This window comes from Mycolicibacter acidiphilus, from assembly GCF_018455725.1.
GTDB lineage: Bacteria > Actinomycetota > Actinomycetes > Mycobacteriales > Mycobacteriaceae > Mycobacterium > Mycobacterium acidiphilum.
Genome location: NZ_JAHCLR010000006.1, coordinates 66,898 through 86,574 on the forward strand (window position 1 = coordinate 66,898; position 19,677 = coordinate 86,574).

At 69.4% G+C, this 19,677-nt stretch carries 22 protein-coding genes and 1 tRNA gene; 13 read left to right on the forward strand and 10 right to left on the reverse strand.

Annotated features, from left to right (window positions below):
- Positions 1 to 365 precede the first annotated feature (365 nt).
- Complete coding sequence (gene wag31, locus KIH27_RS05280; protein ID WP_214091882.1) at positions 366 to 1,169, forward strand: DivIVA-like cell division protein Wag31; 804 nt, start codon at positions 366 to 368, stop codon at positions 1,167 to 1,169.
- A 61-nt stretch (positions 1,170 to 1,230) separates the two neighbouring features.
- On the forward strand, positions 1,231 to 1,581 hold the full coding sequence (locus tag KIH27_RS05285; RefSeq protein ID WP_214091883.1) for a hypothetical protein: 351 nt from the start codon (positions 1,231 to 1,233) through the stop codon (positions 1,579 to 1,581).
- Here the strand turns inward: KIH27_RS05285 and KIH27_RS05290 are convergent.
- The 4 genes from KIH27_RS05290 to KIH27_RS05305 form a co-directional block, all read right to left on the reverse strand.
- Positions 1,578 to 2,255 (reverse strand): phosphoribosyltransferase, encoded by a 678-nt coding sequence (locus KIH27_RS05290; RefSeq protein WP_214091884.1) that lies wholly within the window; start codon positions 2,253 to 2,255, stop codon positions 1,578 to 1,580. The two genes, KIH27_RS05285 and KIH27_RS05290, sit on opposite strands and share 4 nt — an antisense overlap.
- Positions 2,256 to 2,287: 32 nt before the next feature.
- On the reverse strand, positions 2,288 to 4,258 hold the full coding sequence (locus KIH27_RS05295; RefSeq protein WP_214091885.1) for a hypothetical protein: 1,971 nt from the start codon (positions 4,256 to 4,258) through the stop codon (positions 2,288 to 2,290).
- A complete protein-coding gene (locus KIH27_RS05300) occupies positions 4,255 to 5,511 on the reverse strand; it encodes an ATP-binding protein (RefSeq protein ID WP_214091886.1) in 1,257 nt (418 codons plus the stop codon). The genes KIH27_RS05295 and KIH27_RS05300 overlap by 4 nt, the downstream gene beginning before the upstream one ends.
- A 169-nt stretch (positions 5,512 to 5,680) precedes the next feature.
- Positions 5,681 to 5,766 (reverse strand) — tRNA-Leu (locus tag KIH27_RS05305).
- 101 nt (positions 5,767 to 5,867) lie between these two features.
- Here KIH27_RS05305 and KIH27_RS05310 point away from each other — a divergent pair.
- Together KIH27_RS05310 and KIH27_RS05315 are read left to right on the forward strand one after the other, a co-directional pair.
- Entirely contained in the window at positions 5,868 to 7,214 is a 1,347-nt protein-coding gene (locus tag KIH27_RS05310) for a M20/M25/M40 family metallo-hydrolase (protein ID WP_214091887.1), read from the forward strand.
- A gap of 26 nt (positions 7,215 to 7,240) precedes the next feature.
- Positions 7,241 to 7,768, forward strand: a complete 528-nt coding sequence (locus KIH27_RS05315) for a YbhB/YbcL family Raf kinase inhibitor-like protein (RefSeq protein ID WP_214091888.1) — start codon at positions 7,241 to 7,243, stop codon at positions 7,766 to 7,768.
- Positions 7,769 to 7,817: 49 nt separating this feature from the next.
- Here the strand turns inward: KIH27_RS05315 and KIH27_RS05320 are convergent, their stop codons facing one another.
- The 3 genes from KIH27_RS05320 to KIH27_RS05330 are packed head-to-tail and all read right to left on the reverse strand — an operon-like array spanning position 7,818 to position 10,181.
- Positions 7,818 to 8,885, reverse strand: a complete 1,068-nt coding sequence (locus KIH27_RS05320) for a quinone-dependent dihydroorotate dehydrogenase (RefSeq protein WP_214091889.1) — start codon at positions 8,883 to 8,885, stop codon at positions 7,818 to 7,820.
- Positions 8,886 to 8,889: 4 nt separating this feature from the next.
- Positions 8,890 to 9,150, reverse strand: a complete 261-nt coding sequence (locus KIH27_RS05325) for a DUF5703 family protein (RefSeq protein ID WP_214091890.1) — start codon at positions 9,148 to 9,150, stop codon at positions 8,890 to 8,892.
- Positions 9,147 to 10,181 (reverse strand): YncE family protein, encoded by a 1,035-nt coding sequence (locus KIH27_RS05330; RefSeq protein ID WP_214091972.1) that lies wholly within the window; start codon positions 10,179 to 10,181, stop codon positions 9,147 to 9,149. Before KIH27_RS05330 ends, KIH27_RS05325 begins: the two co-directional genes overlap by 4 nt.
- A 107-nt stretch (positions 10,182 to 10,288) precedes the next feature.
- Here KIH27_RS05330 and KIH27_RS05335 point away from each other — a divergent pair, with 107 nt between their 5' ends.
- The 7 genes from KIH27_RS05335 to KIH27_RS05365 are packed head-to-tail and all read left to right on the forward strand — an operon-like array spanning position 10,289 to position 15,312.
- On the forward strand, positions 10,289 to 10,582 hold the full coding sequence (locus KIH27_RS05335; RefSeq protein WP_214091891.1) for a hypothetical protein: 294 nt from the start codon (positions 10,289 to 10,291) through the stop codon (positions 10,580 to 10,582).
- Between the two features lie 39 nt (positions 10,583 to 10,621).
- Positions 10,622 to 11,518, forward strand: coding sequence for an undecaprenyl-diphosphate phosphatase (locus tag KIH27_RS05340; protein WP_214091973.1), 897 nt, complete (start codon positions 10,622 to 10,624; stop codon positions 11,516 to 11,518).
- Between the two features lie 8 nt (positions 11,519 to 11,526).
- On the forward strand, positions 11,527 to 12,213 hold the full coding sequence (locus KIH27_RS05345) for a histidine phosphatase family protein (protein WP_214091892.1): 687 nt from the start codon (positions 11,527 to 11,529) through the stop codon (positions 12,211 to 12,213).
- 48 nt (positions 12,214 to 12,261) lie between these two features.
- Positions 12,262 to 12,846, forward strand: coding sequence for a DUF3090 domain-containing protein (locus KIH27_RS05350; protein ID WP_214091893.1), 585 nt, complete (start codon positions 12,262 to 12,264; stop codon positions 12,844 to 12,846).
- Entirely contained in the window at positions 12,830 to 13,648 is an 819-nt protein-coding gene (locus tag KIH27_RS05355) for an SCO1664 family protein (protein WP_214091894.1), read from the forward strand. Before KIH27_RS05350 ends, KIH27_RS05355 begins: the two co-directional genes overlap by 17 nt.
- Before the next feature lie 27 nt (positions 13,649 to 13,675).
- Complete coding sequence (locus KIH27_RS05360) at positions 13,676 to 14,530, forward strand: phytanoyl-CoA dioxygenase family protein (RefSeq protein WP_214091895.1); 855 nt, start codon at positions 13,676 to 13,678, stop codon at positions 14,528 to 14,530.
- An 8-nt stretch (positions 14,531 to 14,538) separates the two neighbouring features.
- A complete protein-coding gene (locus KIH27_RS05365; protein WP_214091896.1) occupies positions 14,539 to 15,312 on the forward strand; it encodes a 3'(2'),5'-bisphosphate nucleotidase CysQ in 774 nt (257 codons plus the stop codon).
- A gap of 1 nt (position 15,313) precedes the next feature.
- Here KIH27_RS05365 and KIH27_RS05370 read toward each other — a convergent pair whose 3' ends face one another.
- Positions 15,314 to 15,748 (reverse strand): hypothetical protein, encoded by a 435-nt coding sequence (locus KIH27_RS05370; RefSeq protein WP_214091897.1) that lies wholly within the window; start codon positions 15,746 to 15,748, stop codon positions 15,314 to 15,316.
- An 83-nt stretch (positions 15,749 to 15,831) separates the two neighbouring features.
- On the opposite strand from KIH27_RS05370, the gene mshC reads away from it, so the two are divergent.
- Together mshC and KIH27_RS05380 are read left to right on the forward strand one after the other, a co-directional pair.
- Entirely contained in the window at positions 15,832 to 17,067 is a 1,236-nt protein-coding gene (gene mshC / locus KIH27_RS05375) for a cysteine--1-D-myo-inosityl 2-amino-2-deoxy-alpha-D-glucopyranoside ligase (RefSeq protein ID WP_214091898.1), read from the forward strand.
- 29 nt (positions 17,068 to 17,096) lie between these two features.
- Positions 17,097 to 17,984 (forward strand): SDR family oxidoreductase, encoded by an 888-nt coding sequence (locus tag KIH27_RS05380; protein WP_250149609.1) that lies wholly within the window; start codon positions 17,097 to 17,099, stop codon positions 17,982 to 17,984.
- An 11-nt stretch (positions 17,985 to 17,995) separates the two neighbouring features.
- On the opposite strand, the gene KIH27_RS05385 is transcribed toward KIH27_RS05380, so the two are convergent.
- A complete protein-coding gene (locus KIH27_RS05385; RefSeq protein WP_214091899.1) occupies positions 17,996 to 18,793 on the reverse strand; it encodes a hypothetical protein in 798 nt (265 codons plus the stop codon).
- Entirely contained in the window at positions 18,790 to 19,656 is an 867-nt protein-coding gene (locus KIH27_RS05390) for a PAC2 family protein (protein WP_214091900.1), read from the reverse strand. The genes KIH27_RS05385 and KIH27_RS05390 overlap by 4 nt, the downstream gene beginning before the upstream one ends.
- Between the last annotated feature and the right edge of the window lie 21 nt (positions 19,657 to 19,677).

Consider the following 19,677-nt stretch of genomic DNA (forward strand, 5'->3'; position numbering starts at 1 on the left):
TGCACCGCAGGATGATTCGCCTTTACGAGCCAGGCCCCGGAGTTGGGGTGACCGGGCACCGGCCGAGGGTGGCCGCGACGGTCCGCTGCGGGCGCCGTCGCGCTGCGACGCGGCGAGCGCGATCGGCCGTCGCCGCGCCGCGACGCGGGGGCGGTCCGGAGGCCGTGATCGCCGTCACCGGAACTTGTTTGCTTTGCCGAGATTTCTGTGACGGTAATTTGAAATTCATTCTTAATATCATTCTCATTGCCGGTCATCGGGTCTGATGTGACAGGATGGACGGCAGTTGCGACACGGATAGCGTATTCCCGATCGATCTACACTTGCGCGATCGGACCTACCGACCTGACTTGAGGGGGCAGGCAATGCCACTAACACCAGCCGACGTACACAACGTCGCGTTCAGCAAGCCGCCGATCGGCAAACGCGGCTACAACGAGGATGAGGTCGACGCCTTCCTCGACTTGGTGGAGACCGAACTGACTCGGCTCATCGAGGAGAACGCCGATCTGCGCCAGCGGATCAGCGAGCTCGACCAGGACCTGGCCACGGCCCGCGCCGGTGGGGCGACGCAGGCCACCACGGCGATCCCTGTCTACGAACCGACCCCCGAGCCGGTGGCACCGCCGGCGCCGGTGGTGCAGCCGGTCGTCGCCGAGTCGTCGAACGAAGAGCACGCGATGAAGGCCGCCCGGATGCTGAGCCTTGCTCAGGACACCGCCGACCGGCTCACCGGAACCGCCAAGGCGGAAGCCGACAAGCTGCTCAGCGACGCCCGCGCCAACGCGGACCAGATCCTCAGCGAGGCGCGGCACACCGCGGAGACGACCGTCACCGACGCACGCCAGCGCGCCGACGCGATGCTGACCGACGCGCAGACCCGGTCGGAGACCCAGCTGCGGCAGGCGCAGGAGAAGGCCGACGCACTGCAGGCCGACGCGGAGCGCAAGCACTCCGAGATCATGGGCACCATCAACCAGCAGCGCACGGTGCTGGAAGGCCGACTGGAGCAGCTGCGGACGTTCGAGCGTGAATACCGCACCCGCCTCAAGACCTACCTGGAGTCCCAGCTGGAAGAGTTGGGCCAGCGGGGTTCGGCGGCGCCGGTCGACACCAGTGCCACCAGCGACGGCGGCGGCTTCAACCATTTCAACCGGGGTACTAACTGACCACGGGCGCATCGCCGGCTGGTGGTGTCGATAGTGTGCTCGGCGGGCGGGAGGTGAACCGATGCTGATCGTCGCGTTGGTGTTGGCGGCGGTGGGACTTGCCGCACTGGTGTTCGCGGTCGTCACCAGCAATGCGCTGGTCGCGTGGGTGTGCATCGGCGCCAGCGTGCTCGGTGTGCTGCTGCTGATCGTCGACGCGGTGCGAGAGCGGCGCGGTGGCGGTGTCCAGCGCCGCGCCGCCGACGAGGACGAAGACGAAGACGGCGAAGACAGCGAGGACGACGAGGCTGAGACTCGCGTGGGCGCTGAGGAGTCGGACGACGATGACGATGACGACTCCGACCTCGATGAAGACGACGCCGATGCGGCCGACGAGGCAACCGAGACCGTCGAGGCGGAGAAGGCCGACTAGCAGGTGGGGGCGGCCAGCAGTTCGGTGACCTCGTCGTCGCCGACCTGGTGGAAATCCAGGTAGACCTGGCCGACGGCGTCGAAGCGCGGCGGGGTGAGCGCGCACACCACGTCGTCGGCTTCCCGGGCGATCGTGGCGCACGCCGAGGCGGGCCCGACCGGCACCGCGACCACAACCGCGGCCGGGTCGACGCCGCGGACCGCCCGCACCGCCGCCAGCATCGACGCACCGGTCGCGATGCCGTCGTCGACGAGGATCACCACCCGGCCGCGCAGGTCCGGTGCGGGCCGACCACCCCGGTAGGCCAGTTCGCGTCGTCGCAGTTCGACGCTTTCGCGCTCGATCACCGACTGCACCACTGCGTCATCGATGTTCAGCTCGGTCAGCACCGACTCGTTCAGCACCACGCGGCCACCGCCGGCCAGCGCCCCCATCGCCAACTCCGGCCAGGTCGGCACCCCGAGCTTGCGGACCAGGAAGACGTCCAGCGGAACCCGCAGCGCCGCGGCCACCTCCCAGCCGACCGGGACGCCGCCGCGGGCCAGGCCCAGCACCAGGGCGTCGGCCGCGGCCCGGTACTCCGACAGGTGTTCGGCGAGCACACGACCGGCTTCGCGCCGGTCGCGGAATGTGGTCACCGCGCTCCGGCGGAGGAAACCGCCAGGTCGAGTCATCTCGTCATCGAGCCTACGACGATTCGGGGCGGTCAGCCCGGTTCGTTCCGATCATCGATGCGCAGCGCCTCCGTCCCGACCAGCGGGGTCAGGTCATCCCGGCTGAGGTGCAGCCCGACTCGGGTGTCGTAGTCGACGCAGGTCAGCCCGTCGCGAGCCATCAGGCATTCGGTGCCACCGTTTGGCGCGTCGCTTGTGAGCCGGATCGTGCTGCCGTAGGGCAGGACCGTGGCCTCGGCGTCGACGTACGGCAGGTAGGCCGACATCCCGTTCGTGATCGTGTCTCTACCGAAGTGCACGTAGTCGTCGAACCAGGTGCCACGCGCGTCGGCCGGCGTGGGGTTGCGCGGATAGCTGCCGGCCGGGACGGCACAGGTCAGTCCGCCGTAGTGCTGCCGGAATGCGCAGTTGATCGATCCGGTCGGGGAGTGGAAGTACAGCGTGTCGGGGCTGCGGACCTTCGCATCGCCGGGCATGTACCCGGAGAAGTGGTAGGGCTCGCTGTCAACCAGGGTGCCGGTGGCGACGCGGCCGAGTCGCTCGGTGGCTTCGTCGGTAGGGGCCGGTAGGGCCACCCGTCCGGGCGGTTCGGCCTCGTAGTCCGGCTCCGGTGGTCTGGTCGGTGGCGGCGTTTCGGTGAACTCCGCGTTACGCAGATTGGTGAGTGTCTGCTCGAACAGGGGACTGGACTGTCGGCCGACGGCGGGCAGGGTGACCACGAGCAGGCCCCGGATCCGCATGATCGAAGCGGTCAAGTCGGGATCGTAGGTGCCGGTCTGCGCCAAGTGGACGCTGACGATGTCGTCGACGCCCGCTGGCGGCTCGATCGGCAGCAGCTCGACGGTGCCGCGGGTCTTGTGCTCCGGCGGTCCTGTCTCGGTATAGGTGGCACATCGACGCGCCCAGGCCGCGGTCTCGGCGATGACGTCGACCCCGGGTCCTTCGATGCCGAGGCGGACGGTGTCGTCTGTGTTGCGGAAGCTGTCGAAGGCACCGGCCAGATAATCGGACTGTCCTGGTTTGGCCGCGGTGGCGGTGGCCACCTCGCGGAATCCGCGGTTGAGGTCGGCGCGCGGTGCCAGGTTGCTGATGTTGTTGAACGGCGACGCGTCGCAGCCGGTCGGGGAGATCGCCGGCTCGGGCAGGTAGTACTCGGGCCGGGCGTGCAGCACCGGCAGCGCCTGGGTGAGTGCCCAATTCCCCTGCAAGCGGGTGATGGGTGGCAGCAACCGGGCGATCTCGATGTCCGACCGTCGGGCCAGGCTGCTGTCGGCGCTGTGGTGTGCTTCCGGCAGGGCCGGTGGGGTGTCGGTCAGCAGGCGCCGGATGGTCAGGGCCAGCAGCCGGTCGGCGAGTTCCCCTGCGCCGTGGCTGTGTTCGTAGACAGTGAGGCCGTTAACCGAGGCCAGTGACACGATCCGGTCCCGCGTCCCCTCAGTCTGGAAGCGGTTCTCCCGGTTGTCGGTCAGCAGTATCCGCAGCACCTCGACGCCGTCGACGTCCCGCTGCGGCAGCACGCTGATCGCGGTGGGTCGGACGTAGGGATTGCCGCCGTCCTCGTCGAACATCAAGCGGGTGTCGCGACAGCGCTTGGCCCAGTCCCGGGTGTCGCTGAGCAGGGTGGTGGCGGCTCCGCGGATAATCCGGATCGAGACCTCGCTGCCCAATCCCACCGGCCCGAGATTGATCTCGCGTCCGACCGTCTCGGCGGCTGTGCCGTCAATCCGCCCGTAGGGTGGGTCGTCGCAACCCGGCGGGTCGGTTCGGTGCGGCCAGCTTTCCACCAGGAGGCCAGTGTCGATCCTGCCCGCCTCGACTCGCTGCTGAATCGCCCAGCTGTCGTCGTCGGCCATTGCGTAGTCGGCGAGTGTCGGAAGGAAGTCGGCCGGTTGCGTGTGGCCAGGCTCGCGGGATGTCGGGGTGGTGCCCGGCGGCGCGCACGCGGTGAGCAGGAGAGCGGTAACGATCAGGTGAATCCAGCGATGCCGCATCGGGTGTCTCATGGGCGTAAGGCGGCGACGGGGATCACCTGGATTCCGTCTTTGCGGGTGTAGCCGTAGGTTGCCGTGGTGATGACGCCGAGAACGGCGGGTTCACCGGCTTTCTCCGTATCGATGGTGGAAGCGAACTTGAGCAGTGAGGCGGCCGCGTCGTCGATGCAGCCGGTGCCGAGTTTCACTTCGAAGGCTCCCCACGTCCCATCGGGAATCTGAAGGATGACATCAACCTCTAGGCCGTTGCTGTCCCGATAGTGCGCAACAGTCCCGCGCACGGGTGCCGACAGTACCCGCAGATCCCGCACGACGAGGGACTCGAACAGGAACCCAACGAAACGGAGATCGTCCAGCAGCCGTTTCGGGGTGCTGGCAAGTGCGGCGACGGCGAGTGAAGGATCGACGAAGTGGCGCTTGGGCTCTTGTCGCAGCGTCGCGCGAGATCGCAGGTGCGTTGACCACGCCGGCACGTCGTCGATGAGCATGAGCCGTTCGAGCGCGGCCAGGTAATCGTAGATCGTAGATCGAGCGAGTGCTGTTTCGTTGTTGCCCAACGTTTCCCGCGCCAGCGCAGCGATCTTCACCTCGGTTGCGGTGTTCCGCGCCAGGGACGTCAGTAGTCGTCGCAGGCGTTCGGGGTCGCGTCGTGGCCCAGAGATCGATGGGATATCGACTTCGCGTGCGTGATCCAGGTAGTCGATGTTGCGCTGCAGCGCGCTGTCGACGGAGCTGCCCAGGTTGGCGGGCCAGCCGCCGACGGCGATGCGTTCGATGATGTCGCGTACTCCCAGTCCGGGATCCGGACAGGATGCGCGCTGTCCGGCCAGGAGGCCGGCCACCGAGATTTCGCCGGTGGAATCGCCGAGTTCGTACAGCGACATCGGGCGCATCGCGATCCTGGCGAACCGTCCGGCCCCGCTGCGGCGTGTCACGTCGTCTGCCGGAGTCGATGAGCCGGTGAGGATGAACTGTCCGGGGGACTGGCGGTCATCGACAGCGCGCCGCACGTGATTCCGCAGCGGGGGCCCGCCGATCTGCCATTCGTCGACCAGCCGAGGTGGTGCTCCGTCGAGGATCAGGGCCGGGTCGGCTTCGAGCGCGTGGCGGGCACTGGAGTCGATATCGAGCAGGACTTCGCTGGCGGCGAACTGCCGTGCGGTCCAGGTTTTCCCGCGGGCCTTCGGACCTTCCAGTACGACGGCGCCGGCGGATGTCAGACGGTCGGTCAGGAGCTGGTCAGTGACTCGGAGCCGGTACTCCACGTCTAGAGACGACGGTTTGTGGCGATCTGTGACTACATTCCGCAGAAGTCGGCCGCTACAGTTTGGAGACTCCGGATGACGGTGATGATGAAGCCAAGTCGGCGAAGAAGTGGATGCTGTTCCGACGCTGCCTGGGGCAGGTGTCGTGATTTTTCCAGCTGACAATGTGTGTCCGAGGGGGGACTTGAACCCCCACGCCCGTTAATAGGGCACTAGCACCTCAAGCTAGCGCGTCTGCCATTCCGCCACTCGGACCAGACCCTTCGGTCGGCTGGCTAAGGCTAGCGGATGGGGTTGCGCAGACCCAAACCCGGGCGGCGGTCGGCCGGCGGCGAAATGGTGTAGGAAAGGTAACTGTGACGGTTAGCCCTGATCCGGTCGGCGCAGCGGTGGACGAAGTGGTCGAACTGGTCAGTGCGCTGATCCGGTTCGACACCAGCAACACCGGGGAGCTGGCGACCACCAAGGGGGAGGCCGAGTGCGCCCGGTGGGTCGCCGCCCGGCTCGAAGAAGTCGGCTACACCACCGAATACGTCGAGTCCGGGGCGCCGGGGCGCGGCAACGTCTTCGCCCGGCTGCCCGGCAGTGACCCGTCGCGTGGCGCGCTGCTCATCCACGGCCACCTTGACGTGGTGCCGGCCGAGGCGAGCGAGTGGAGTGTGCACCCGTTCTCCGGTGCCGTCGAGGACGGCTACGTGTGGGGTCGCGGCGCGGTCGACATGAAGGACATGGTCGGCATGATGATCGCCGTGGCGCGGCGCTTCAAGCAGGCCGGGGTGGTGCCGCCACGGGATCTGGTGTTCGCGTTCGTCGCCGACGAGGAGGCCGGCGGGAAGTACGGCACGCAGTGGCTGGTCGACCACCGGCCCGACCTGTTCACCGGGATCACCGAGGCGATCGGGGAGGTCGGCGGGTTCTCGCTGACCGTGCCGCGCCGGGACGGCGGGGAGCGCCGGCTGTACTTGGTCGAGACCGCCGAGAAGGGCATCCGCTGGATGCGGCTCACCGCCCGCGGCACCGCCGGGCACGGCTCGATGGTGCACGAGGACAACGCCGTCACCGCGGTCGCCGAGGCGGTGGCCCGACTGGGCCGGCACCGGTTCCCGCTGGTGCTCACCGAACCGGTGCTGCAGTTCCTGGCGGCGGTGACCGAGGAGACCGGCTACACCTTCGACCCGGACTCGCCGGACCTGGAGGGGGCGATCGCCAAACTGGGGCCGATCGCCCGGATCATCAACGCCACCCTGCGCGACACCGCCAACCCGACGATGCTCAGCGCCGGCTACAAGGCGAACGTGATCCCGGCGACCGCGGAGGCGGTGCTGGACTGCCGGATCCTGCCGGGCCGCCAGGACGCGTTCGAAGCCGAGGTGGACGCGCTGATCGGTCCGGACGTCACCCGGGAGTGGGTCACCGCGGAACCGGCCTACCAGACCGATTTCTCCGGTGATCTGGTCGACGCGATGAATGCCGCGTTGCTCACCTGCGACCCCGACGCGCGTACCGTCCCCTACATGCTGTCCGGCGGTACGGATGCGAAAGCTTTTGCCCGGTTAGGCATTCGCTGTTTCGGTTTCGCGCCACTGCGGCTGCCGCCGGAACTCGATTTCAGTGCGTTATTCCACGGCGTCGATGAGCGCGTTCCGGTCGACGCACTGAAATTCGGTACGCGCGTACTGGACTATTTGCTGACACACTGTTGACCCACCGCCCTGCCGAGAGGATCGCCATGACCCAAGCCCCCGACCCGTACGCCGTGCTGCCGAAGCTGCCCGGGTTCACGTTGACCTCGACGTCGTTTCACGACGGCGGTCAGCTGGCCAACGCCCAGGTCAGCGGCATCATGGGCGCCGGCGGTCAGGACGCCAGCCCGCAGCTGAGCTGGTCGGGCTTCCCCGAGCAGACCCGCAGCTTCGCGGTCACCTGCTACGACCCGGACGCGCCGACCGCGTCGGGGTTCTGGCACTGGGCGGTGTTCAACCTGCCGGCCACCTGCACCGAACTCCCGGAGGGCGTCGGCGACGGCAGCCTGCTGCCTGGTGACGCGGTGACCCTGGCCAACGACGCCGGGCTGCGCCGCTACATCGGCGCCGCCCCGCCAGCCGGTCACGGGCCGCACCGCTACTACGTCGCGGTGCACGCGGTCGACGTGGAGAAGCTGGATCTGCCGGAGGAGGCCACCCCGGCCTACCTGGGCTTCAACCTGTTCATGCATGCGATCGCCCGCGCGGTGATCGTCGGCACCTACGCGCAGTAGGCGACTTCGGCGCGGTCCGTCCCGCTCAGCGAGTCGGACCGCGCCGAAATCACCGGGTGTCCGAGCCGATCGCGTCGGACAGCGACTCGTAGCCTTCGGCGCGCAGCCGGGTCGCCAGGCCGTCGTGGATGTGCTTGGCCCACAGCCCGCCGCCGTAGATGAACCCGGTGTAGCCCTGCAGCAGGGTCGCGCCGGCGGTGATCCGCTCCCAGGCGTCGTCGGCGGTCTCGATCCCGCCGACGCTGATCAGCACCAGCAGGTCACCCACCCGGCCGTACAGTCGGCGCAGCACCTCCAGCGACCGGCGGGCCACCGGCGGCCCGGAGATCCCGCCGGAGCCCAGCTCGGAGACCCCGAGCGTGAGCAGCCCGTCGCGGGACACCGTGGTGTTGGTGGCGACGATGCCCGCCAGCCCCAACTCCACCGCCAGGTCGGCGATCGCGTCGACGTCGGCGTCGGTCAGATCCGGCGCGATCTTGACCAGCACCGGCGTCGACGTCTCCGCGCGCACAGCGGCCAGGATCGGCCGCAACTGGTCGACGGCCTGCAGGTCGCGCAGCCCCGGGGTGTTCGGCGAGCTGACGTTGACCACCAGGTAGGCGGCCAGCGGACCGAGCAGGCGGGCGCTGGCCCGGTAGTCCTCGACGGCGTGTTCGGGTGCGGTGGTCTTGGTCTTGCCGATGTTGACCCCGATCGGCACGTCGCTGCGGTGCCGCGCCAGCTGCACCGCCAGGGCGCCCGCGCCGTGGTTGTTGAACCCCATCCGGTTCAGCAGCGCCCGGTCGTCGGGCAGCCGGAACAGCCGTGGCGACGGGTTGCCGGGCTGCGGGGCGGCGGTGACGGTGCCAACCTCGGCGTAACCGAAACCCAGCGCGCCCCAGGCGTTCAGCCCGACGCCGTCCTTGTCGAACCCGGCGGCCAGGCCCAGCGGGCCGGGGAAGCGGACCCCGAACACGGTGGTCGCCAGCGCCGGGTCAGCGGGTGCCAGTCGGCGGCGCAGGCCGCGGCGCAGCGGCGCTGTGGCGGTGGCGGCGCGCAGCGCGCCGAAGGCCAGGGTGTGGATGCGCTCCGGTGGCACCAGGAACATCCCGCGGCGCAGCACGCCGTAGTAGTCCATCGGCCTACAGGCCCGGCTGGTCGACCGACCCGGCGACCTTGTTGAGTTGAGACTTCTTGCGGCGCAACAAAACCCGTCTACTCCCATCGGTGTACAGCCGCACCCGGGTCAGCTCCCAGCCGCGGTACTCGGCCTCGATCGACAACCGGGTGGATGCGTTGATCCGGGTGAGCTCCGGTGGCAGCCGCAGCGGAATCCACTCGTAGTCGTCGGACAGGTCGGTCTCCCAGCCTGCCGGCAACCGGCCCCGCGTCGGCGCGGTCAATGCCGGCCCGCCGCGTTCTTGATGACCTGAACCCCGGCCCCGGACCCCGAAATCACGTACAGCGTGCCCGACGTGTCGTCGAACGTGAGCGTGTTGGGCTGCTGCACGGTTGGGTACCGTACTTTCTCCACGGGGATTCCGGTGCCCAGATCGTAGCCGATCACGGTGTTCGTCGCGGTCTGTGACACCCACGCCAGCTCACTCGAACCGGCCACCCCGTAGGGCTCGTCAGGCACCGGGTAGGCCTGCCGCAGAAGCAGCGGATCGGTGCCGTACACCAGCAGTTCGCCGCCGCGGGTGTCGGTCGCCAGCACCGGCCCGCGCGGGTCGACCGCCAGATTCGTCGCCCCCTGCCCGGCGCGCAGCGCGTACTGCGGCTTGCCGTCGGCCCCGATGGTGGTCACCGACGTCTGCGCGCGGTCCAGCACCACCACGGTGTTTCCCTGCGCCACCAGCGAGTCGACCCGGGCGAAGATCTTCGCCCGGTTGGTGGCCCGCGCGGTAGAACCCTCCGGCTGCGCCAGGGTGTACACGGCGCCGTCGGCGCTGCCCAGCACCATGGTGTCGTCGGCACGCCGGGTGATCGCGGTGAAATCGACGTCGGCGGCGTCGTCCACATCGATCCGGGTGGTGTGCCGCGCCGCCAGGTCGACGCTGAGGTAGCCGCCGCGGCCGGCCAGGTACACCGCCCCGTGGCCGTCGCCGGTCAGGGCGGTCGCCGGGCCGGGGAGCGCGATCGCGGTCGAGCGGTCGGGCCCGCCGAACAGGCTGAGCGTGGCCGGGGCCTGCGGGTCAGCGCCGGGGCACAGCACCGCCAGCTGCCCGGTGCCGGCGTCGAAGACGGCCGCGGTGGCGCGCGCGGTCAGCGGCCGCACCTCACCGGCCGGGTGCCTCGTGACGGCGGGGGAGTCGGCCGGTTGGGCGGGTGCGATCGTCGGCGGCGGCGCGGTGACCGGATTCGCCGAACATCCGGTGAGCAGCAGCAGCCCGACCAGCAGGGCGGTGCGGTGGCGATGCTTCGGCACGGGCAGGTCTCCACGGTCGGATCGGCGGGTGAAAGCCGATTCTAAGGAAAAGGCTGACACCGATCGGCCAGCCTCCCGTCACTATAAGTTTGCTTACGGTATTGTTGCCTGTCATGACTGTCGCCGAAGACTGGCAACTGGCCGGTTCGGAATTCGTCATCGAGGAGATCTGGACCGGCATTTTCGGTAGCGGGTTCGGGCAGGCCGACGGCGGCCGCAGCTTCTCCTTCCGCATCGAACACCAGCAGCTGTTGGTCGAGCTGTACCGGCCGCGGCTGGACGGCCCCGTCCCGCAGGCCGAGGACGTGGTGGCGACGGCCAGCCGGAACCTCATCGACATCGACCTCACCGATGAGCGCAGCCTGGCGGCCGCCGTTCGCGACGTGGTAGCCGATCTCACCCGCTAGCGGCCGCCCGGTACGGTCGTCGTCGTGTGCGCACCGGAGATGCCGTGGTTGCAGGTCGTCGTCCTGGCGGTCGTTCAGGGGCTGACCGAGTTCCTGCCGGTCTCCTCGTCCGGGCACCTGGCGCTGGTGTCGCGGCTGTTCTTCGCCGGTGACGCCGGCGCGTCGTTCACCGCGGTGACCCAGCTCGGCACCGAGGTCGCCGTGGTGGTGTATTTCGCCAAGGACATCGTGCGGATCGCCAAAGCCTGGCTGGTCGGGGTGATGGCCAGCACCCGGAAGTCCTGGGTCAGCGCGGGCGCACCATCCCGCGGCGGCGGGCTGCTGGCCGCCCACGACGACGTCGACTACCGGATGGGCTGGTTCGTCATCATCGGCACCATCCCGATCTGCGTGCTAGGCCTGGTGTTCAAGGACGTGATCCGGTCCGGGGTGCGCAACCTGTGGGTGGTGGCCACCGCGCTGGTGGTGTTCTCCGCGGTGATCGCCCTCGCCGAATACGTCGGCCGGCAGACCCGGCACGACGAAGATCTGACCTTCGCGGACGCCGTGCTGGTGGGCACCGCGCAGGCGCTGGCCCTGGTGCCCGGCGTGTCGCGGTCCGGGGCGACGATCAGCGCCGGGCTGTTCCTTGGTCTGGACCGGGAACTGGCCGCCCGATTCGGATTCCTGCTGGCGATCCCCGCCGTCTTCGCCTCCGGGCTGTTCTCGCTGCCCGACGCGTTCCACCCGGCCGGCACCGGGATGGCCGCCTCCGGGCCGCAGCTGGTGGTGGCCACCGTGATCGCCTTCGCCGTGGGCTGGGCGGCGGTCGCCTGGTTCCTGAAATTCCTGGTGAACCACAGCATGTACTGGTTCGTCGGATACCGGGTGGTCGTCGGTGTGACGATCCTGGGCCTGCTGGCGACCGGCGTCCTCACCGGCGGCATGGCGGGCTAGGCGACCCGATGACCGTCATCCTGCTGCGGCACGGCAGATCCACTTCCAACACCGCCGGTGTGCTCGCCGGACGCTCAGAGGGGGTCGACCTCGACGACACCGGTCGCGAGCAGGCCGCGCAGGTGGCCGACCGGCTCGGCGGCCTGGCGATCAAGGCGCTGGTGCGTTCGCCGCTGCTGCGCTGCCGGAACACGCTGGAGCCACTGGCCGCGGCGCTCGGGCTGACTCCGACGGTCGACGAGCGGCTCGCCGAGGTGGACTACGGCTCCTGGACCGGTCGCAAGATGGCCGACCTGGCCGGCGAGGAACTGTGGCAGGTGGTGCAGACGCATCCCAGCGCCGCGGTCTTCCCCGACGGCGAGGGCCTGGCGCAGGTGCAGGCCCGGGCGGTCGCGGCGGTCCGCGAGCATGACCGGCGGCTGGCCGACGAGCACGGCGCCGACGTGCTGTGGGTGGCCTGCACCCACGGCGACGTCATCAAGGCGGTGATCGCCGACGCGTTCGGCGTGCACCTGGACGCATTTCAGCGGATCGTGGCCGACCCGGCGTCGGTGAGCGTGATCCGCTACACCGCGCTGCGCCCGTTCGTCATCCACCTCAACCACACCGGCGCGCAACTGTCGGCGGCGGTGACGGCGCCGCCCCCGCGCGACGACCGGGTGAGCGACGCCATCGTCGGTGGAACCGCCACGTAAGTCAAGAAACGGCGGTGCGAACGGTACTGCCGGTATTTTGGAGAAGCGATGTCCCGAGCAATCCACGTCTTCCGCACGCCCGACCGCTTCGTGGCCGGGACCGTCGGGCAGCCCGGAAACCGCACCTTCTACCTGCAGGCGGTGCACGACGACCGAGTGGTGTCGGTGGTGCTGGAGAAACAGCAGGTGGCGGTGCTGGCCGAACGGATCGGTGCGCTGCTGCTGGAGGTGAACCGCCGGTTCGGCACCCCGGTCCCGCCGGAGCCCGCCGAGATCGACGACCTCAACCCGCTGATCACCCCGGTCGACGCGGAGTTCCGGGTCGGCACGATGGGACTGGGCTGGGACTCGGAGGCGCAGACCGTCGTGGTGGAGTTGCTGGCGGTCAGCGACACCGAGTTCGACGCCTCGGTGGTGCTCGACGACACCGAGGACGGGCCGGACGCGGTGCGGGTGTTCCTCACCCCGGAGTCGGCCCGGCAGTTCGCCACCCGATCCAACCGGGTCATCTCGGCCGGCCGCCCGCCGTGCCCGCTCTGCGACGAACCGCTGGACCCGGCCGGGCACATCTGTGTTCGCACCAACGGCTACCGGCGCGGCGCTTTCGAGCCCGACGATGCCCCCGAAGCCTGACGACCGTGAGGTGCTGCGCCGCGGGCAGCTGACGGTCCTGGGACGGATCCGCTCGGCGAGCAACGCCACCTTCCTGTGCGAGTCGACGCTCGACGAGCACCGGGTGCACTGCGTGTACAAGCCGGTCGCCGGCGAACAGCCGCTGTGGGACTTCCCGGATGGCACGCTGGCCGGGCGAGAACTCGGCGCGTACCTCATCTCGGTGCAGTTGGGCTGGAACATCGTGCCCCACACCATCATTCGAGACGGGCCGGCCGGGTCGGGCATGCTGCAGCGGTGGGTGCAGCAGCCCGGTGATGTGCTCGACGACGGGGACCCGGACCCCGGACCGGGCCTGGTCGACGTCGTCCCCGCCGGTGCGGTGCCACCCGGATATCTGCCGGTGCTGCAGGCCCGCGATCACGGCGGCGATCCGGTCCTGCTGGTGCACGCCGACGACACCCGGCTGCGCCGGATCGCGGTGTTCGACGTGCTGGTCAACAATGCCGACCGCAAGGGCGGCCACATCCTGTCCGGTGTCGACGGCGGTGTGTACGGGGTGGACCACGGTCTGTGCCTGCACGTCGAGGACAAGCTGCGCACGGTGCTGTGGGGCTGGGCGGGGCAGAAGATCGACGACGACGCCCTGGCGGCGGTGTCCGGGCTCGTCGACGCGCTGTCCGGTCCGCTGGCCGAGTCGCTGCGACCGCACGTGACCACCGGGGAGATCAGCGCGCTGCGATCACGCGCCTGCGGCCTGTTGGATCATCCGGTGATGCCGGCCCCGGACCGGTATCGCCCGATACCCTGGCCGGCGTTCTGATGCGCCCCGATCGAAGGAGGCCCGCTGATGGGTGAGGACGTGAAGCTGGTGGCGGACCTGCTGGACAAGGATCTGGCCGGCACGTACCGGCGCACCGCGAGCAGCGGCGACAGCGTCGATCCGGCGGTGGTCGATGCGGATCTGGCCGCCCTGGAGCGCGACGGGTACGTCATCCTGCCGGATCTGCTCAGTGCTGCCGAGTTGGCGGAGATCCGCGCCGAGGTGACGCCGTTGCTGGATCACACCGGCCGCAACGGTTTCGAAGGCCGGGCGACGCAACGGGTGTACAGCGTGCTGAACAAGACCCGCTCGTGCGACCGGATCGTCGACCACCCGCGGGTGCTGGCCCTGCTGGACCGGCTGTTCCTGCCGAATTACCTGCTGTCGATGCTGCAGGTGATCAACATCCGGCCCGGTGAGCAGGCGCAGATGCTGCACACCGATGACGGCTTCTACCCGATCCCACGGCCACGAAAAGCGTTGGGGGCGGCCACGATCTGGGCGATCGACGATTTCACGGCCGACAATGGCGCCACCGACGTGGTGCCCGGCAGTCAGCTGTGGGCCGATCGTCAGCCCGCCGAGACCGAGCGCGAACCCGTGCTGATGACGGCCGGATCCTGCGTGTTCTTCGGCGGCACGCTGTGGCACGGCGGCGGTGCGAACCGCTCGCCGCACGACCGGTTGGCGGTGACCGCGCAGTACTGCGAGCCGTGGCTGCGCCCGCAGGAGGCGTTCACGCTGTCGGCGACCCGCGACACGGTGCGCGTCGTCTCCGAGGACATCCGCCGGATGCTCGGCTACAGCATCCACCCGCCGTTCATCGGCCAGGTCGACGGCATGCACCCCAAGCGACTGCTGGAAACCGACGAGCCGGGATAATCGCAGCCGTGACACTGACCGATGCCGCCCTGGCCGCCGAACTGGCCGCAGACGCCGGGCAGCTGCTGCTGGCGGTGCGCGACGAGGTCGGGTTCGACCAGCCGTGGCGACTCGGCGACATCGGCGACCAGATGGCCAACGATCGAATCCTCAAGCGGTTGAAGGAAGTTCGACCGGATGACGCCGTGCTCAGCGAGGAGTCCCCGGACAACCTGATCCGGTTGCGCTCGGATCGGGTCTGGATCATCGACCCGCTGGACGGCACCCGCGAGTTCACCACCCGTGGCCGCGACGACTGGGCGGTGCACATCGCGCTGTGGCAGCGCGACGGTGACGGTCCGGGCGTCATCACCGATGCGGCGGTGGGCCTGCCCGCCTACGGCAACGTCGTCTACCGCACCGACACCGTCGCCGAACGGGCGCCGCTGACCGGTGCGCTGCAGACCATCCGGGTCGCGGTGAGCGCCAACCGGATGCCGGCGCTGCTGCGACGCCTGCGCCCGACGGTGCCGATCGAGCCGGTGCCGATGGGATCGGCGGGCGCCAAGGCGATGGCCGTGGTGCGCGGCGACGTGGACGCCTACCTGCACGCCGGCGGCCAGTGGGAGTGGGATTCGGCGGCGCCGGCGGGGGTGGTGCTGGCCGCCGGGCTGCACGCCTCCCGGCTGGACGGCTCCCCGCTGCGCTACAACCGGCCCGACCCCTACCTGCCCGACCTGCTGATGTGTCGGCACGAGGTGGCGCCGATATTGCTGGACGCGATCCGGCAGGCGTTGCTCTGACTCAGCCGGTGGGGGCGCCGCCCGGGTCCGGCTGTGCGGACAGGTGCACCACCGCTGCGTAGTGCACCTTGTCGAAGTCGACGACGGCCTCCTGGCCGAGGTTCCAGTTCAGGATGTAGGCCAGCCCGACCGGCAGTTTCCGGGCGCTCGGATCGATCCGATCACCGACCAGACGGGTAAACGCCAGCACGGACGGGACTGAGGCGACCCGGCCGAATTCGGGAACAGTGCGGACCATCCCGTCGGGGGCGAAGCGGCTCTCATCGAATCCCGCCGGCAGAATCCACTGCAGCGGCTTCTCCAGCATGAAGATGCAGTAGTCGGGGCGGTCTGGGCCGGGCCGGAACCCCATGTACGTGGCATTGCGTGGAAGCTGCCCGGCCAGTTCCGCCGGGCCGGTATCCATGTCGTGGAAGCGGAAGTTGTCGGCTGCCATCGCGGCAGGCTAACACCGGGGTCAGCGGCGTCGGGGTGATCCGGGCGGTGGCCGGTCGGGTCGCGGGCCTTAAAGTCGAGGCCATGCAATCGTGGCCCGCGCCGGACGTTCCCGCACTGCCCGGGCGGGGACCGGCGCTGCGCCTGTACGACACCGCCGACCGTCAGGTCCGCCCGGTGTCACCGGGGAAAACGGCCACCATGTACGTCTGCGGCATCACCCCCTACGACGCCACCCACCTCGGCCACGCGGCCACCTACCTGGCGTTCGACCTGATCCACCGGCTGTGGCTGGACGCCGGGCATGACGTCACCTACGTGCAGAACGTCACCGACGTCGACGACCCGCTGTTCGAACGCGCCGACCGCGACGGGGTGGACTGGCGGCAACTGGGGGCCGAGCAGGTGGAGCTGTTCGCCGCCGACATGACCGCGCTGCGGGTACTGCCGCCGCAGCACTACGTGGCCGCCACCGAGGCGATCACCGAGGTCATCGAACTGGTCGAGAAGATGGTGGCCGCCGGGGCGGCCTACGTCGTCGACGGCGAATACCCAGACGTCTACTACCGCGCCGACGCCACCGCCTGGTTCGGCTACGAGTCCGGTTACGACCGCGCCACCATGCTGGAGCTGTTCGGTGAGCGCGGCGGCGACCCGGACAGGGCCGGCAAGACCGACCCACTCGACGCCCTGCTGTGGCGGGCGGCGCGGCCGGGGGAGCCCAGCTGGCCGTCGCCGTTCGGGGCCGGCCGCCCCGGCTGGCATGTGGAGTGCACGGCGATCGCACTGAGCCGCATCGGCACCGGCCTGGACATTCAGGGCGGCGGTTCGGATCTGGTGTTCCCGCACCACGAGTTCTCCGCCGCACACGGTGAATGCGTCACCGGTGAGCGACGCTTCGCCCGGCACTACGTGCACGCCGGAATGATCGGCCTCGACGGGCACAAGATGTCCAAGAGCCGCGGCAACCTGGTGCTGGTGTCCAAACTGCGCGAGCAGGGGGTGGAGCCGGCCGTGATCCGGCTGGGTCTGTTGGCCGGGCACTACCGGTCCGACCGGTTCTGGGACGAGACGACGCTCGCCGACGCGCAGGCCCGGCTGGCGCGGTGGCGCACCGCTGTCGCACTGCCTGCCGGCCCGGCCGCCGACGACGTCGTCGCCCGGCTGCGCCGCTATCTCGCCGATGACCTGGACACCGTCAAAGCGCTTGCCGCACTGGATGGCTGGGTTGCCGACGCCGTGGAGTACGGGGGCCATGACACGGTGGCGCCCGCACTGGTGGCGACCGCGGTCGACGCATTGCTGGGCGTGCGGCTGTAGTTCTCGGTACCGGTGGTACCGTTCGGCGGATGAGCCCTGTGAAGTCTGTCAACAACCAGGTCGTGTTCATCACTGGCGGTGCCCACGGCATCGGCGCGGAGGCGGCCCGTCGGCTGCACCGCAAGGGCGCCAAGCTGGTGCTGACCGACCTGGACGAGGTCCAGCTCAAGGCCGTCGCCGACGAACTCGGCGGCGACCGGGTGCTGACCGTGGCCGCCGACGTGCGCGACCTTGAGGCGATGGAGGCGGCCGCGGCAGCCGGCATCGAGAAGTTCGGTGGCATCGACGCGGTGGTGGCCAACGCCGGCATCGCCAGCTACGGCTCGGTGCTCGGGGTGGACCCGGCGGCGTTCCGGCAGGTCATCGACGTCAACCTGGTCGGGGTGTTCAACACCGTGCGGGCCACGCTGCCGTCGATCATCGACCGGCGCGGGTATGTGCTGGTGGTGTCGTCGCTGGCGGCGTTCACCGCAGCACCCGGGATGCTGCCCTACGACGCGTCGAAGGCCGGGGCCGAGCACCTCGCCAACGCGCTGCGGCTGGAGTTGGCCGGTCGCGGGGTGGCCGTCGGCTCGGCGCACATGTCCTGGATCGACACCGCACTGGTCCGCGACACCAAGAAGGACCTGTCGACCGCCGCGGAGATGCTCGCGAAACTGCCCTGGCCGCTGAACAAGACCACGTCGGTGGGGGCGTGCGCGGATGCGTTCGTCAAGGGCATTGAGAAGCGCAGTGTCCGGGTGTACTGCCCCGGTTGGGTGGGGGCGTTCCGCTGGCTCAAGCCGCTGCTGTCGAGCCCGTTCGCCGAGGCCCAGATCGGCAAGCAGGCCGGTGAGCTGATGCCGCGGATGGACGCCGAGGTCGCTGCGCTGGGCCGGTCGACCAGCAGTTACACCAAGGGCATCGAGAAGGGGTAGCACTCCCTGGTTTACGCACGCTCGGCGTCGGCGTCTCGGGCAGGATCGGCGCCGACGAACACGCCGCCGAACTTCGCCTCGCCCATCTGGACCGGGTGGCCCTCGATCCGGATCGCCCCATGATTGCAAATGCTGCCGTCGTCGACGTGCGCGATCTCGAAGCCGCCCATGAGTTCGGTGTTGTAACCGGTGACTACTCGCCCGTCACGGCAGGCCGTATTCGGATAACACTCGTCGCAGACGGTGATGAAATGCCAGGCTATTCCCACCGCAGGATGGCCGCAGACGGGGCACGGATGGGCTCGGTCACCGTGGTCGGGTGTTTCGAGAAGCCAGTCAACGCGGGCCAGCGCGCGCAGCGCCGCGGCCTCGGTGCATACCGGTGCCTGTCGGCGTAGCTGCACCAACAACCAGTCGAGTTGTGCGGTATCGGTCACGCCGGAACGTGCTCCGGCAGGGAGATCACCGACGCTCTTCACGCCCGCCACTAGGGCGGCGATGGCGACCCGGTGGTAATCGCTGACGTCTTCGAGGCGGAGCAGCCGATTGTTGTGTTGGGACTGCTGCCAATAGCGGTCGATCTTGGCGCGCCTACTCTCGTCGTCCCCAGGATCCACCGACCACTGCGCACCGCCGTCGATGCCACAGATGGTCAAGCCGCGGTCGCAAATGAACGCGTAACCACCGCTGCGCTCGTCGGAGTTGAACGCGTCGTAGACGATCTCGGTGACGGATGATGGATCGTCGGCCCACTTCAGAGCGGCTGCGCGAGCCTCCGCTCGGGTGACCGGGCACTGGGTCTCGCTCACCGCCGTCGTCGCCGCAGATACTTCTCGAACTCCGCGGCCAGCGCGTCGCCGTCGACTTTGCTCAGCGCATCGTTGACGTCGACCTCGGCGTCGCCGCGCTGCTCCAGCGTCGACACGTACTCGGCGATCTCGTCGTCCTCGCTGGCCATCTCGGTGACCGCCAGTTCCCACTCCTCGGCCTGGGTGGGCAGGTCACCGAGGGGCACCTCGATGTCGAGGATGTCCTCCACCCGGCGCAGCAGCGCCACCGACGCCTTGGGGTTGGGCGGCTGCGACACGTAGTGCGGCACCGCCGCCCAGAACGTCACCGCCGGAATGCCGGCCGCCACGCAGGCGTCCTGGAAAACCCCGGTGATGCCGGTGGGCCCCTCGTAGCGGGTCTCGGTCAGGCCGAACCGCTCGGCTGATTCCGCGGAGTACGCCGCCCCGGACACCGGGACCGGGCGGGTGTGCGGGGTGTCGGCCAGCAGCGCACCCAGGATCACCACCGTGTCCACGTCGAGCTCTTCGATGATCTCCAGCAGTTCGGCGCAGAACGTGCGCCAGCGCATGTTCGGTTCCACCCCGTGCATCAGCACGATGTCGCGGTCGCTGCCCGGCGGGCGGCAGTGCGTGACGCGCATCGACGGCCACACCAGTTCCCGGGTCACCCCGTCGACCTGCCGGATCACCGGACGGTTGACCTGGTAGTCGTAGTAGTCCTCGTCGTCGATCTCGACGAGCAGGCGGGCGTCCCAGATGTTGTTGAGGTGCTGCACTGCGTCACTGGCCGCGTCGCCGGCGTCGTTCCAGCCCTCGAACGCGGCCACCACGATGGTGCCGTGCAGTTCGGGCAGGACGGTGACGTCATCCGGTCGGGTCACACCGTCAGGGTAAGGCCTGCG

Coding starts and splice junctions, on each gene's coding strand:
- KIH27_RS05295 (WP_214091885.1), bottom strand. CDS start 4,258: ATGAGACACCCGATGCGGCATCGCTGGATTCACCTGATCGTTACCGCT.
- KIH27_RS05345 (WP_214091892.1), top strand. CDS start 11,527: ATGACCGTCATCCTGCTGCGGCACGGCAGATCCACTTCCAACACCGCC.
- mshC (WP_214091898.1), top strand. CDS start 15,832: ATGCAATCGTGGCCCGCGCCGGACGTTCCCGCACTGCCCGGGCGGGGA.
- KIH27_RS05335 (WP_214091891.1), top strand. CDS start 10,289: ATGACTGTCGCCGAAGACTGGCAACTGGCCGGTTCGGAATTCGTCATC.
- KIH27_RS05350 (WP_214091893.1), top strand. CDS start 12,262: ATGTCCCGAGCAATCCACGTCTTCCGCACGCCCGACCGCTTCGTGGCC.
- KIH27_RS05340 (WP_214091973.1), top strand. CDS start 10,622: ATGCCGTGGTTGCAGGTCGTCGTCCTGGCGGTCGTTCAGGGGCTGACC.
- KIH27_RS05285 (WP_214091883.1), top strand. CDS start 1,231: ATGCTGATCGTCGCGTTGGTGTTGGCGGCGGTGGGACTTGCCGCACTG.
- KIH27_RS05355 (WP_214091894.1), top strand. CDS start 12,830: ATGCCCCCGAAGCCTGACGACCGTGAGGTGCTGCGCCGCGGGCAGCTG.
- KIH27_RS05290 (WP_214091884.1), bottom strand. CDS start 2,255: ATGACTCGACCTGGCGGTTTCCTCCGCCGGAGCGCGGTGACCACATTC.
- KIH27_RS05320 (WP_214091889.1), bottom strand. CDS start 8,885: ATGGACTACTACGGCGTGCTGCGCCGCGGGATGTTCCTGGTGCCACCG.
- KIH27_RS05370 (WP_214091897.1), bottom strand. CDS start 15,748: ATGGCAGCCGACAACTTCCGCTTCCACGACATGGATACCGGCCCGGCG.
- KIH27_RS05380 (WP_250149609.1), top strand. CDS start 17,097: ATGAGCCCTGTGAAGTCTGTCAACAACCAGGTCGTGTTCATCACTGGC.
- KIH27_RS05315 (WP_214091888.1), top strand. CDS start 7,241: ATGACCCAAGCCCCCGACCCGTACGCCGTGCTGCCGAAGCTGCCCGGG.
- KIH27_RS05360 (WP_214091895.1), top strand. CDS start 13,676: ATGGGTGAGGACGTGAAGCTGGTGGCGGACCTGCTGGACAAGGATCTG.
- wag31 (WP_214091882.1), top strand. CDS start 366: ATGCCACTAACACCAGCCGACGTACACAACGTCGCGTTCAGCAAGCCG.